The following is a 12,551-nucleotide window of genomic DNA, read 5'->3' as shown; positions in this document are numbered from 1 at the left end:
AGGGTCTCGGGGTGGAGGGTCAGGAGCTGGCCCCCAGCTGCACCACCGAGCGCAGCGTGCGGACGGCGACGCTCAGCGGCGCGACACCCGGCTCGTCGAGCGCGTGGATGTCGTCCAGCATCGCCTCGGTCCGGGCGATGGCGTCGGCGTTGCCCTCCGCCCAGGCCTGGACCCGCTCCTGCGGGCTGCCCTCGGCATCGCTGGCGGCGATGGCGCGCGTCAGCTCGAGGTGGACGCCGTACAGGTCGTCCCGCAGGGCACCGCGAGCCAGCGCACCCCAGCGGTCGCTCTCCGGCAGGCCCGCCACCTCGTTGAGGAGGCGGTCGAAGCCGAAGTGCTCGCTGGCCGCGAAGTACAGGCGCGTGAGCTCCTCGACGTCCTGGTCGAGCTCCCCGGCCAAAGAGACCACGTCCAGCAGCGAGTACACGTCCAGCAGCGCCGCCGTGGTGGAGGCGAGCTCCTCCGGCACGCCCTGCTCGGTGAGTCGGTCCCGGTAGGTGGTGTACCGCTCGGCCTCCTGGCCGTGGAGCATGTCCGCCACCCGCGGGCCGACCGCCGCGACCGACTCGCGGAAGCGCTCGATCTCGCTGGCGATCTCCATGCTGGCCGGGCGTGAGGTGACGAACCACCGCATCGACCGGTCCAGCAGGCGACGGAACTCCAGGTACATCGAGGTCTGGGCCTCGGTGGGCACCTGGTTGTCCAGCGCCTCGACCTGCTCGACGAAGCCCCGCAGGTCGAACACCTCGCGGGCCACCACGAACGCCCGGGCCACGTGGTCCGGCTGGGCGCCGGTCTCCTCCAGTGCGCGGAACGCGAACGTGATGCCGCCGCGGTTCACCATCGAGTTCACCACCGAGTTGACGATGATCTCGCGGCGCAGCGGGTGGGCCATGATCTGCTCGGGGAAGCGCTCCCGCATCGCCGGCGGGAGGTACTCCAGCAGGGTGCTGGTGAACCACTCGTCGTCCGGCAGGTCACTGTCCAGCAGCGCGTCCTTGAGGTGCAGCTTGGCGTAGGCCAGCAGCACGGCGAACTCCGGGGAGACCAGGCCGTGGCCGTCCTCGATGCGCCGGTTGAGCTCCCGGGTGGAGGGCAGGAACTCCAGCTCGCGGTCCAGACCGGCGTTGCGCTCCAGGAACTTCATGAGCCGCTGGTGCACCGGTGCCATCCGGGCCTCCCGGGCGCGGGCGTTGCCCAACAGCACGTTCTGCTCGTAGTTGTCGCGCAGCACACGGTCGGCGACGTCCTCGGTCATGGAGAGCAGCAGCTCGTCGCGCTCCTCCTGCCCGAGCTCGCCCTTGCGGACCAGCTCGTTGAGCGGGATCTTGATGTTGACCTCCTGGTCGGAGGTCGCCACACCGGCGGAGTTGTCGATGGCGTCGGTGTTGATGCGCACGCCCGAGCGGGCGGCCTCGATGCGGCCGAGCTGGGTAGCACCCAGGTTGCCGCCCTCGCCGACCACCTTCGCGCGCAGCTCGGAGCCGTTGATGCGAATGGGGTCGTTGGCGCGGTCCCCGACGGAGTCGTTCGACTCGTCGGTGGCCTTGATGTACGTGCCGATGCCGCCGTTCCAGACCAGGTCGACCGGCGCCTTGAGCAGGGCGTTGATGAGCTCGTTGGGGGTGAGCTTCTCGACCTCGTCGTCCAGGCCCAGCGCCTCGCGCATCTGCGGGGTGATGTCCACGCTCTTGGCCGAGCGCTCGAACACGCCGCCGCCCTCGCTGATGAGCTCGGGGTCGAAGTCCGCCCAGGTGGTGCGGGGGGTCTCGAACAGGCGCTTGCGCTCGGTGAAGGTGGCCGCGGCGTCCGGCGTCGGGTCGACGAACACGTGCAGGTGGTTGAAGGCACCCACCAGGCGGATGTGCTCGGAGCGCAGCATGCCGTTGCCGAACACGTCGCCGCCCATGTCACCGATGCCGACGACCGTGAAGTCCTCGCTCTGGGTGTCGTGGCCCATCTCGCGGAAGTGCCGCTTCACGGACTCCCAGGCGCCGCGGGCGGTGATGCCCATACCCTTGTGGTCATAGCCCGCGGAGCCACCGGAGGCGAAGGCGTCACCCAGCCAGAAGCCGTAGGCCTCGGAGATGGAGTTGGCGAGGTCCGAGAAGGACGCGGTGCCCTTGTCGGCCGCCACCACCAGGTAGGTGTCGTCGCCGTCGTGGCGCACCACGTCCCGGGCCGGCACGACCTCGCCCTCGACCAGGTTGTCGGTGACGTCGAGCATCCCGGAGATGAAGCGGGTGTAGGCGCGCTTGCCCTCCGCCATCCAGGCGTCCCGATCCTCGGCGGGGTCCGGCAGCTGCTTGGCGAAGAAGCCGCCCTTGGAACCGCTGGGTACGATGACGGCGTTCTTCACCATCTGGGCCTTCACCAGGCCGAGCACCTCGGTGCGGAAGTCCTCCCGACGGTCGGACCACCGCAGGCCACCACGGGCCACCGGGCCGAAGCGCAGGTGCACGCCCTCCACCGACGGGCCGTAGACCCAGATCTCGAACATCGGCCGGGGCTGCGGCAGCAGGTCGATGTCGCGCGGGCTCAGCTTGAGGCTCACGTACGGCTTCGGCTCGCCGTCGAGGTCCGCCACGTAGAAGTTCGTGCGCAAGGTGCCCCGGAGCACGGAGACCAGGCCGCGGATGATCCGGTCGTGGTCGAGGCTCGCCACGTCGTCCAGCAGCTCTCCGAGCTCGGTCAGGTGCTCCTCAGAGGCCTCGCGCCGCTCCTCGACAGTGCCCTCGCGGGTCGGGTCGAAGCGGGCCTCGAAGGCCGCCACGAACGCCCGGGCCACCTTCGGGTTGGTGGTCATCGCGCCCTCGATGTAGGGCAGCGAGAAGCGCGACCCGGCCTGGCGCAGGTACCGGGCGTAGGTGCGCAGGATGACGACCTGGCGCCAGGACAGCCCGGCGGTGAGGCTCAGCGAGTTCAGCGAGTCGGACTCCGCCCCGCCACCCCAGGTGGCGGTGAAGGTGTCCTCGAAGCGGCGAGCGACGTCATCGGCATCGCCGAACTCCCCGCCGTCCCACAGGTCGGCCGAGGGCGCCCGCAGGCCCACGTCGTAGATGCGGGTGGCGGCGGCGTCGTCGCGCACCAGGTAGGGGCGCTCGTCCACGACCTCCAGACCGAAGTCGGTGAAGACCGGCAGCAGGTCCGAGAGCGTGGCCGGACCGCGACGGTACACCTTGAGGCGACGGTCGGTGTCGGGCGACTCGGTCTTGTCGTCGCGGTAGAGGTGCACCGCGACGTCGTCGTCCTCGAGGTGCTCCAACCGACCCAGGTCCTCCAGTGCCACCGGCGGCTCGAAGTCCTCCTTGTAGGACTGCGGCAGGGCGGCCAGGCGCGGCAGCAGACCGGCGTCGTCGATGCCGTTGGTCTCGCTGATCTCCGTGACCCGCTCGTCCCAGGTTTGGGTGGCGTCCAGGAGGTTGTGCTCGAGCTCCTCGGTGTTGATCTCACCGAAGTCCCGCCCGGAGGGCAGGCGCACCACGAACCGCAGGCGCGCCATCGCGTCGTCGGTCACCGAGGCGGTGAACTCCACCAGGTCGGTGTCGAAGTGCTCCTCGAGCTGCGCCGTCATGGTGCGGCGCACGTGCGTGTTGTATCGGTCGCGCGGCAGGTAGACCAGCAGCGTGATGTACCGGCCGAACTCGTCGCGGCGCAGGATCACCGACGGGCGGCGCGCGGAGTGGATCCACAGCACCTCGTGGGCGATGGCCTCCAGCTCGCTGGCCGAGGCCTGGAAGAGGTCGTCGCGGGGCAGGTTCTCCAGCACCGCGACGAGGTCCTTGCCGGAGTGGCTGGTGGAGCTGAAGCCCGAGGCGTCCAGCACGGTCTGCACCTTCTCGCGCACCACCGGGATCTCCCGCACGGAGGCCGAGTAGACCGATGAGGTGAGCAGGCCCAGGATCCTGATCTCACCGGTGACCTCGCCCGCGTCGTCGAAGGTGCGCACCCCCACGTAGTCCAGGTGGGCGTCGCGGTGCACCGTGGCCCGGCTGTTCGCCTTGGTCATGGTCAGCGGACGCGGCTCGCGGGCGCCGGCCCGGGCCTCCGGACGCATCTTGGTCACGTCGTGGGACAGCGCGCGGTCTCCGCGCAGGATGCCCAGGCCGGAACCCTCCTCGGCGCGCAGGCCCAGCTCGCCCTCGACCTCGGCGAGCTCGTACTCACGGATCCCCAGCAGGGTGAAGTGGTCGTCGCCCAGCCAGGCCAGGAGCTCGGCGGCGTGGGCGGCCTCCTGCGCGTCCACGGTGCTCGGCGGGTCGGTGCGCATCCGCTCGGCCAGTGCCTGGACCTCGGCCCGCATGGGCTCCCAGTCGGCGACGGCCACCCGGACGTCCTCGAGGACGCGCTCCAGGTTCTCGCAAATTTCCTCGGGCCGCGGCGACGGGGTCGCCGGCCGGATGGTGAGGTCCATCCACGACTCGAGGACCTCCCCTTCCTCCAGCGTGCCGGTCGGCTCCCAGGCCCGGACCCCCTGCAGCACGCCCTCTGCGTCGCGACGGACCACCAGCTGCGGGTGGATCACGCCGAGCACGTCCCAGCCCAGGCGGTGCAGCTCGTGCGTGGTGGAGTCGACCAGGAAGGGGCGGTCCTCGGTGACCACGGTGACGGCGCGGTACTCACCGCGCTCGCGCACCTGCACGATGTCCTGACCAGCCTGTCGCTGCTGTGCGGTCTCCACGTGGCCGGCCGGGATCGCGACCAGCTCCTGCGCGGAGCGGCTGGCCACGTCACCGTCGTAGACGCGCTGCCAGTAGTGGTCCAGCAGATCGCCCGTCAGCAGATCATCGGTGCCGTCGGCCAGCTCCCGAGCCTCCTGGACGAGAGCGGCCCTCGCCCGCGCGGACTCCTTCGACTGCTCCTCGGCGGCGGAGGCCTCACCCTGGGGGACCAAGTCGGACTGGGTGGTCATCTACGAATCATCCTCTTCTATGACAGAGACCGGCGGGTCACATCATCGTGCCCCGTGGATGACTGTAGTCCCGCGCTGCGGCCCTGTGTACACCGCCCGTCACCCACTGACGGCTCTGCCCTACGGTCGGTCCATGGACCTCCCCCGCACCCTCCGTCGGAGCCACGGCACGGGCCTGTCCGACCAGACGATCGGCCACGCCATGGCGCTGCTCGAGCTGCCCGTGTGGGTGGGCAGCCCGTCGGCGCAGGAAGCCGTGGACGATGCGGTCGCACTCGTCGTGGAGTCCCTCACCGGGCCGCTGCGCGAGCCGGGCCCCGAGCCGCCGAGCTGGATGCTCGGGCGGAGCGGCCGCGCCGACCTGGGCTCGGTGCGGGCGACCGTCGGACGGCTCCACCGGACCGCCGAGTCGCTCGACGGTGGGCGGGACACCGACCCGGTCGCCCGGGCGGCCCGCGCGCTGGCGGTGGCCCTCTCCGACTACGCCGACGAGCTCACGCAGATCTCCCTGCGGCACCGGGCCGCGAGCCCCCGCGGCGACGGGCCGGGGGCACACCCCATCGGGGCCCTGCGTGCGGCGAAGCGCTTGACCGCCGCGTGCCGCGGGGCCACGAGCGAGCTGGCGGGCCCGCCCAGCGACTAGCGTGGGCGCAGCCGATCCAGGAGGAACCCATGAAGATCGAACACAGCTTCACGCTGCCCGCGCCGGTCGACCGCGTCATGGCCATGGTGGCCGACGCCGACTACGTGGCCGACAAGATCCGCCGCACCGGCGCGCTCGACCACACCGTCGAGGTCAACACCGACGGCCCGGGCCCGGTCATCCGCACCACGCGCCTGATGTCCACCGAGCAGCTGCCCCAGGTGGCGCGCCGCGCGGTCGGCGAGCGGGTGACGTTGACCGAGGAGCAGACCTGGCAGGCCCCCGCCGCCGACGGTTCCCGCTCCGGGCAGCTGAAGGTCGGCGCGGGTCGGGCGCCGGTGTCGCTGACGGCCACGCTCCACCTGGAGCCCCGCGGCGAGGAGACGGTCTTCTCCACGGTGGGCGACTTCACCGTGTCGATCCCCTTCCTCGGCCCGCAGCTCGAGAAGCAGGCCGAGCCGCTGGTGGGCCAGGTGGTCGGCATCGAGGAGCAGGCGTCCCGGGAGTGGTTGGCCAGCCACTGAGGCCGCGCTGCCCGGGTCCGGCCGACGGGGGACTCCCCCAGCGCCGGTGCACGCACGGCGCGCGAGAAGGGGCCCGCGGGTCAGCCCATGTGCGGGTAGGCCTCGCTGGTGGGCGCCACGAAGGTCTCCTTGATGGAGCGGGCGCTCATCCAACGCAGCAGGTTCATCTTGGAACCGGCCTTGTCGTTGGTGCCGGAGGCCCCGGCGCCGCCGAAGGGCTGCTGCCCGACGATGGCCCCGGTGGGCTTGTCGTTGATGTAGAAGTTGCCGGCCGAGAAGCGCAGCACCTCGGTCGCGCGGGCGATCGCGGTGCGGTCGCGCGCGATCACGGCACCGGTCAGGGCGTACTCCGTGACGTCCTTCATCTGGTCGAGCATGCCCTCGAAGTCGTCGTCCTCGTACACCAGGACGGCCAGGATCGGGCCGAAGTACTCGGTGGTGAGCATCTCGTGCTCCGGGTCCTGCACCACCACGACGGTCGGGCGCACGAAGTAGCCCTCGGAGTCGTCGTAGGTGCCGCCGGCGACGACCTCCACCTTCGGGTCCGCGTGCGCGGCGTCGATGGCGGCCTTGTGCTTGGCGAACGCACGGTCGTCGATGACGGCGCCCATGAAGTTGGAGAAGTCGGTGACGTCACCCATGGTGAGGGCCTCGGTCCGCTGGACCACGTCGTCCTTGATGTCCTCCCAGATGGACTTCGGCACGTAGGCGCGCGAGGCCGCGGAGCACTTCTGACCCTGGTACTCGAAGGCGCCCCGCAGCATGGCGGTGATCAGCACCTTGCGGTCGGCCGTGGGGTGGGCGACGACGAAGTCCTTGCCACCGGTCTCGCCCACGATGCGGGGGTACTGGCGGTAGCTGTCCAGGTTCTCGCCGATGGTGCGCCACAGCGACTTGAAGGTGCCGGTGGAGCCGGTGAAGTGCAGGCCGGCGAAGTTCGGGTCGGACAGCACCTCCTCGGAGATGTCCGGGCCGGTGCCGTGCACCAGGTTGATGACGCCAGCGGGCATGCCGGCCTCCTCCAGGAGCTCCATGATCAGCTGCGCGGAGCGGGCCTGGGTGGTGGACGGCTTCCACACGACCGTGTTGCCCATCAGGGCCGGGGCGGTCGGCAGGTTGCCGGCGATGGCGGTGAAGTTGAACGGGCTCACCGCGTAGACGAAGCCGTCCAGCGGGCGGTACTCCATGCGGTTCCAGACACCCTTGGGGCTGACCGGGGGCTGCTCCTCCAGGAGCTCGCGGGCGAACTGCACGTTGAAGCGCCAGAAGTCCGCCATCTCGCAGGCGGCCTCGATCTCGGCCTGCAGGGGGGTCTTGGACTGGCCCAGCATCGTCGCGGCGTTCATGCGCGCGCGCCACGGGCCGGTCAGCAGCTCGGCGGCCTTGAGCAGGATGCCGGCGCGGTCGTCGAAGGACAGGGCCTGCCACGCCGGGCGGGCCGCCTGGGCGGCGTCGATCGCCTTGCGGGCGTCCGCACGCGTGCCGTCGCGCAGGGTGCCGAGCACCTTGGCGTGGGCGTGGGGCTGCACGACCTCGATCTTCTTGCCGGAGCCGGTGACGCGCTCTCCGCCAATGATGTGCGGCAGGTCCACCGGGTTGGCCGCGATCTCCGCGAGGGCGACCTCGAGTTCAGCGCGCTCCGGGCTGCCCGGGGCGTAGTCCTTGACCGGCTCGTTCACCGGGAGCGGCGGGTGCGTCACAGCATCCATGAAGATCTCCTTCGCGGGGGGGATGGTGGAGGGCCACAGGCGTCAACGCGAGACCCCGGCGCCTTGTTTCACAGGCACACTGCTCCCATCGTGCCATGCGCTCCCCACTCCGGAGGGCGGCGGGAGGCGTCACCCGCCAGTGGCCTCGGCGTGACTGGGGTGCCGTCCCGGGTCAACCCAGGAGGCGCCGCACCTCGTCCACCTCGGCCGCGTCGTACCAGGACAGCTCCCACGGCGGGCCGGCCTCCAGTCGCCCGTTGGAGACCACGTCATCGCCCAGGTGGAAGGCCGCCACGTCACGGAGCCGCAGCTCCTGCGTCGGCTGGGGGCCGGACGACCCCTCGAGGTCCGCGGCCAGGACCAGCACCGGCCAGGAGCGTGCGACGGCCGCGTCGGCAGCGGCCTCCATCGCCTCCTCGGAGGCCTCCTCGGGCGGTTCGACCCCCGGCTCCCCCGCGAGCTGCCAGCCGGCCTCGGGCGTGACGGGGTCCCCGGACGCGAGGGTGGCGAACTCGGCGGAACTCACGGCGGCGAAGGCCCGGGTGCGATCGGCGTGACGGCTCATGGGTTCATCGTGGCACGCGCTCGGTCACCAGTTCACCGACCTGCGCCAACCGGCGTGCCACCGTCGAGCGGGGGGCGCTCCAGGTGACCGGTTCACCGATCAGCACGGCGCGGTCCACGGTCGCCCGGTCCTCCGGCACCACCACGTCCACGCCCCGCGCGAGGTGCCGCTCGGCCGTCTCCCGCAGCTCGGCCTCCCGCGCCGCCGATCGGCGGGCCCGGTTCAGCACCAGCACCTGCGGGGTGCCGGGCACCACGGACCCGAGGGTGTCCAGGCCACGCACCAACCGCTGCAGGGCGATGGCGTCGGCGCCCCCGACGACCACGACGAGGTCGGCTTCGGCCAGCACCGTCAGCGCCAGCGCGTTGCGACGTGGTGCCCGGGTGTCGTACGAGAGCACCTCGTCGTCCTCCAGGGTCGCGTGGAGGTCGACCACCGTGAGCGCCGCCAGCCGCCGGGCGTTGTCGATCACGCGCTGGGCTGCCCCGGCGCGCACCTCCGGCCACCGGTCGGCACGGCCGATGCCGGTGAGGACCCGCAGACCGGGACGCACCGTGCGGGCCGCTGCCGCGAGGGCCGGGACGTCGAGGCGACCCTCGTCGGCGGCGCGGGCCGCGGCCACCAGCCCGGAGGCGTCGTCCATGAGGGCGAGGTGCTGGGCCAGGCCCGGGGCGTGGGTGTCCCCGTCCACGAGCAGCACCTCCTGGTCCGCCGCGAGCAGCGCCGCGAGCTCCAGGGCCACGGTCGAGCGGCCGGGTGCCCCCGGCGGTCCCCACACCGCCACGACGGCACCAGACGGGAGCCCGCCGTCCGGAGCGGCCTCGTCCTGGTCCGGCGCGTGGTCCCCCGACGCGGTGGCCCCCTGCGGGGCACCCCGGCCGGTTCCGCAGTGGACGCCGCGGCGCGGGCCAGCAGCTCCTCCCACTCGCGGGCCGTGGCGGTGTACGGGGCCAGGACGGCGACTCCCCACTGGGCCAACCGACGCTGCACCGACTCGTCCCCCTCAGGGTGCACCCCCACCACGGCGATGCCCACGGAACGCAGTGCCTCCACACACTCCCGGTCCATGTCACGCAGCCCCCCGGAGACCACGGCCACCTCGCCGACACCGGCCTCGGCCACCCCCAGCAAGTCGGCGACGTCCGCACAGCGGCGCACCACGCGGGCACCGGGGACCTGGCTCAGCGTCGCCGCCAGGGCCGGGTCCCACGCGGGCTCCACGGCCAGCAGCAGGTCCGCGCTCACGACCCTGCCCCCGCGCTGCCCGGCGAGCCCGCCAACGGGACGGCCGTCACCTCGGCTTCGGAGCCGGTCTCGGCCAGGAGCTCCTCCACCTGGTCGGTGGACACCAGGAAGTCGACCGCGACCGTCTGGTCGCCCCCGGCGAGCCGGTCACCGGCCTCCTGCACGCGGGCCACCTCCGCCCCGGCCAGCACCTGGCGAGGTGTCGGGCGCTTCTTCTCCCCCGCCACGGCACGCGGCGTGGCCCACAGGTCCACCACGGAGCCCGGGCTCAACGTGGCCGCGCTCCCGGGGGACACCTCGAGCGAGACCCGGCGCAGGTCGAGCCGGTCTGCCCCGCCGAGGTCCGCGACGGGGAGGAACTCCCCCTGGCCGACCGGGCGCAGGACCACCTGACCGGCCCGGTCGGCCAGGGGGTCGTCACCGGTGAGGTAGACCCCCTCGGGCGAGCTTCCCTCCACCGGACGCAGGTCCTCGCTGCCCAGCACATGGCCGGTGGGGAGGTCCGCCGCCGCGACCCAGTGCCGGGGGCCCTCGTCCTGCCCCAGCAGAGCGGCCCCCGCGAGGGTCGCCGCCAGCACCAGGGCTCCGCCCACCAGGAGGCGGGCGTCCGTCCACCGGGGCCTGCGCAGCCGTTGTGCCACCGGGCTGTCCGGCACCGCCTGATCGGGCTCCCCTGACTGTGGGGCTGCCGGGTGCCGAGAGGACCTGACCCCTGCCATCACCTGCTCCTTCTCTCCTGTGGACCGCGATCGCCGCGGAACGACCGTGCCGACCTAGGATGAACGAGAGGTCACGAATGGGTCAGGTCTCTCCCAGAACCTGTGGACAACCACCCCGGCCCCGGCACGCGGCGAACAGGAGGAACGATGGCACGACGGTTCATGGCGCTCAGCGACGTCGCCGAGACCCTGGACATCTCCGCCAGCCAGGCCTATGCCCTGGTCCGTTCCGGCGAGCTCCCCGCCATCAAGGTCGGCGGTCGCGGGCAGTGGCGGGTGGAGCTCGACGAGCTGGAGCGGTACATCCAGCGCCAGTACGCCGCCACCCGGGCCATGGTCGAGTCCCCCGGGAGCCCGGCCGAGACCACCGAGGCCTGAGCTCACTCCTCGCGGCCGCTGATCCAGCAGACCGCGCTGAGGACCACCGACTCGACGGCCAGGGCCTCGCGCGCCTCGTGCCCGACGACGAGGTCGAGGTGGTCCGCGAGCACCCGCTCGACCCGCCCCTCGAGGACATGACCGGTCACCAGCGCCACCCGCACCGGCAGTCGGTCCCGCGAGAGACCCCGCAGCACCGTGCCCCAGGTGATGCGCCGCCGGACGTCCCCCTCGCCCGGCCGCGACCTCGGCCCCAGGCCCAGGACGCCGTGCACCGCCGCCAGGGGGAGGACCAGGTGGGCGCGCTCCGCCTCGAGCCGCGCCCAGTCACTGCCGAGCTCTCGCAGGTCACCGGTGACCGTCCCCCCGTCGGCGGTCCGCAGCGTGAGGCGGCGGTCCAGGTGCGCCGCCAGGCGGTCCGCCAGCCCGATGCGCGCACGCTCGATGCGGACCCGCTCGGCCACCTCGTCCTCGAGCTCGGCGCGCCGGTGCGCGGCCAACTGGCCCTCCAGGTCTGCGAACAGGTCGTCCCAACGCGAGGTCATGCGCCCACCGTAGCCAGCCCGGACGGCTGTTCATCCACAGACATCACCATCACTCTTCACCAAACTCCATCAAACGAGTACATTCGTGATCACCGACACACGGGGACCCTCCCCTGGACGACAGGTGATGACGATGGAATGGACGCACGCGACCGGGACCGCGAACCCCCGGAGCACTGCCCACACCGCGCGCCTCCTGGCCGCCGCCGTGGCCGTGGCCTGCTCGGCCGCCGCCTGGGTGGTCGGCCACCGCGCGCTCGCCGGGGCACGATCTGCTTGGGGCGCACCCGAACCCCTGGAACCCCTCGGGTGGCTGGTCCAGGCGGCCCTGGCCGTGGTGGTGGCCTGGCTCGCGGCCGGCTTCGCCCTGGAGGCGCTCGCCGGACTCCCCGGCCGCCTGGGGGGTGCGGTGGCTGGGGTGCGCGAGCGCCTCGGTCCCTGGGGAGGGGGCGCCGTGGTGTCCCTGGTCCTCGGCGTCCTCACCTCCCCGGCAGCGGCCCACGCCCAGGACACCCCGGACCCGCTGGACCTGTCCACCCTCGCGCCCGCGTCGTCCACGGCCCCCGTGACGCCGGGCCAGGCCACCCCGCCCGAGGAGCCCCTGCCCCCGGGTCCGGCGCCGGCATCGTCCACCGAGCCCGAGCCCGAGCCCGAGCCCGGGACCACCGCGACGGACCGGACGGTGACCGTCGCGCCCGGGGACACCCTGTGGGAGATCGCCGCCCGCTCGCTCGGTCCGCAGGCCTCGGCTCCGGCCGTCGATGCCGAGTGGCGGCTCTGGTACGCCGCCAACCGCGAGGTGATCGGCGCCGATCCCCACCTGCTGCTCCCGGGCACGCGCCTGGAGGCACCCGCCACCGGGACGGGGGCCGACCGATGAGGGCGCAGCAGGGCGCAGCCGAGATCGGCTTCTTCGACCGTCAGCCCACCTCCACCGCCGACCTCAGCCCGGCCCTCCCCTGGGCGGCGCACCTCAGCCGGTCGATCATCGAGGTCATGGAGGGCTCCCGCGACCCGCAGCAGCTCACCCGCTGGGTGGCGCCCGACATCCTCACCCGGCTGGCCCGGCGCAACGCGCTCTCCCGCCGCTTCGGGACCGCCACCGGGGCCACCGGCGTGCGCACGGTCCGCGCCTGCCACGTGCGCGACGGCATCGTGGAGGTCACCGCCGTCGTGGTGATCCGCAACCAGGTGCGTGCCCTGGCGCTCCGCCTGGAGGGGCTCGACGGGCGGTGGTTGCTCACCGTGCTGGAGGTCGGCTGAGCCCGGGCCCGGACGCACCGGAGGGCGGGGCAGGGAATGCGTTCCCTG

General features: G+C 72.6%; 11 protein-coding genes. 5 read left to right on the top strand and 6 right to left on the bottom strand.

From position 1 onward, the window contains the following. Positions 1 to 19: 19 nt before the first annotated feature. Complete coding sequence (locus KSED_RS04265) at positions 20 to 4,912, bottom strand: NAD-glutamate dehydrogenase (protein WP_012802345.1); 4,893 nt, start codon at positions 4,910 to 4,912, stop codon at positions 20 to 22. A gap of 133 nt (positions 4,913 to 5,045) precedes the next feature. Between KSED_RS04265 and KSED_RS04260 the strand changes: the two genes are divergently transcribed. Continuing rightward, entirely contained in the window at positions 5,046 to 5,555 is a 510-nt protein-coding gene (locus KSED_RS04260) for a hypothetical protein (RefSeq protein ID WP_012802344.1), read from the top strand. A 29-nt stretch (positions 5,556 to 5,584) separates the two neighbouring features. Beyond that, positions 5,585 to 6,079 carry a DUF2505 domain-containing protein gene (locus tag KSED_RS04255; protein ID WP_012802343.1) on the top strand — a complete coding sequence of 165 codons (495 nt, stop codon included), beginning with the start codon at positions 5,585 to 5,587 and terminating at the stop codon, positions 6,077 to 6,079. An 80-nt stretch (positions 6,080 to 6,159) separates the two neighbouring features. On the opposite strand, the gene pruA is transcribed toward KSED_RS04255, so the two are convergent. The 4 genes from pruA to KSED_RS04235 all read right to left on the bottom strand — a co-directional run bounded on the left by pruA (position 6,160) and on the right by KSED_RS04235 (position 10,254). Beyond that, entirely contained in the window at positions 6,160 to 7,788 is a 1,629-nt protein-coding gene (gene pruA / locus KSED_RS04250; RefSeq protein WP_012802342.1) for an L-glutamate gamma-semialdehyde dehydrogenase, read from the bottom strand. Positions 7,789 to 7,960: 172 nt separating this feature from the next. Further along, positions 7,961 to 8,353, bottom strand: coding sequence for a hypothetical protein (locus tag KSED_RS04245; protein ID WP_012802341.1), 393 nt, complete (start codon positions 8,351 to 8,353; stop codon positions 7,961 to 7,963). A 4-nt stretch (positions 8,354 to 8,357) separates the two neighbouring features. After that, positions 8,358 to 9,278, bottom strand: coding sequence for a CpaE/TadZ family protein (locus KSED_RS13460; protein WP_143827344.1), 921 nt, complete (start codon positions 9,276 to 9,278; stop codon positions 8,358 to 8,360). 316 nt (positions 9,279 to 9,594) lie between these two features. Further along, on the bottom strand, positions 9,595 to 10,254 hold the full coding sequence (locus KSED_RS04235) for an RcpC/CpaB family pilus assembly protein (protein ID WP_012802340.1): 660 nt from the start codon (positions 10,252 to 10,254) through the stop codon (positions 9,595 to 9,597). A 210-nt stretch (positions 10,255 to 10,464) separates the two neighbouring features. On the opposite strand from KSED_RS04235, the gene KSED_RS04225 reads away from it, so the two are divergent. Then, entirely contained in the window at positions 10,465 to 10,695 is a 231-nt protein-coding gene (locus KSED_RS04225) for a helix-turn-helix domain-containing protein (protein ID WP_012802339.1), read from the top strand. A gap of 2 nt (positions 10,696 to 10,697) precedes the next feature. On the opposite strand, the gene KSED_RS04220 is transcribed toward KSED_RS04225, so the two are convergent. Next, positions 10,698 to 11,240 (bottom strand): hypothetical protein, encoded by a 543-nt coding sequence (locus KSED_RS04220; RefSeq protein WP_012802338.1) that lies wholly within the window; start codon positions 11,238 to 11,240, stop codon positions 10,698 to 10,700. 127 nt (positions 11,241 to 11,367) lie between these two features. Here KSED_RS04220 and KSED_RS04215 point away from each other — a divergent pair, with 127 nt between their 5' ends. Further along, the gene (locus KSED_RS04215) at positions 11,368 to 12,120 is read left to right on the top strand and encodes a LysM peptidoglycan-binding domain-containing protein (protein WP_143827343.1); all 753 of its coding nucleotides are present in this window, start codon (positions 11,368 to 11,370) and stop codon (positions 12,118 to 12,120) included. Beyond that, positions 12,117 to 12,503: an Rv3235 family protein gene (locus tag KSED_RS04210; protein ID WP_012802336.1), complete on the top strand. Its 387-nt coding sequence runs from the start codon at positions 12,117 to 12,119 to the stop codon at positions 12,501 to 12,503. Before KSED_RS04215 ends, KSED_RS04210 begins: the two co-directional genes overlap by 4 nt. The last annotated feature ends 48 nt before the right edge of the window (positions 12,504 to 12,551 follow it).

It is taken from the genome of Kytococcus sedentarius DSM 20547 (assembly GCF_000023925.1).
Classification (GTDB): Bacteria; Actinomycetota; Actinomycetes; order Actinomycetales; family Dermatophilaceae; genus Kytococcus; species Kytococcus sedentarius.
Note: the sequence above shows the minus strand (reverse complement) of the source record. Positions and strands in the feature narration are given on the sequence as shown.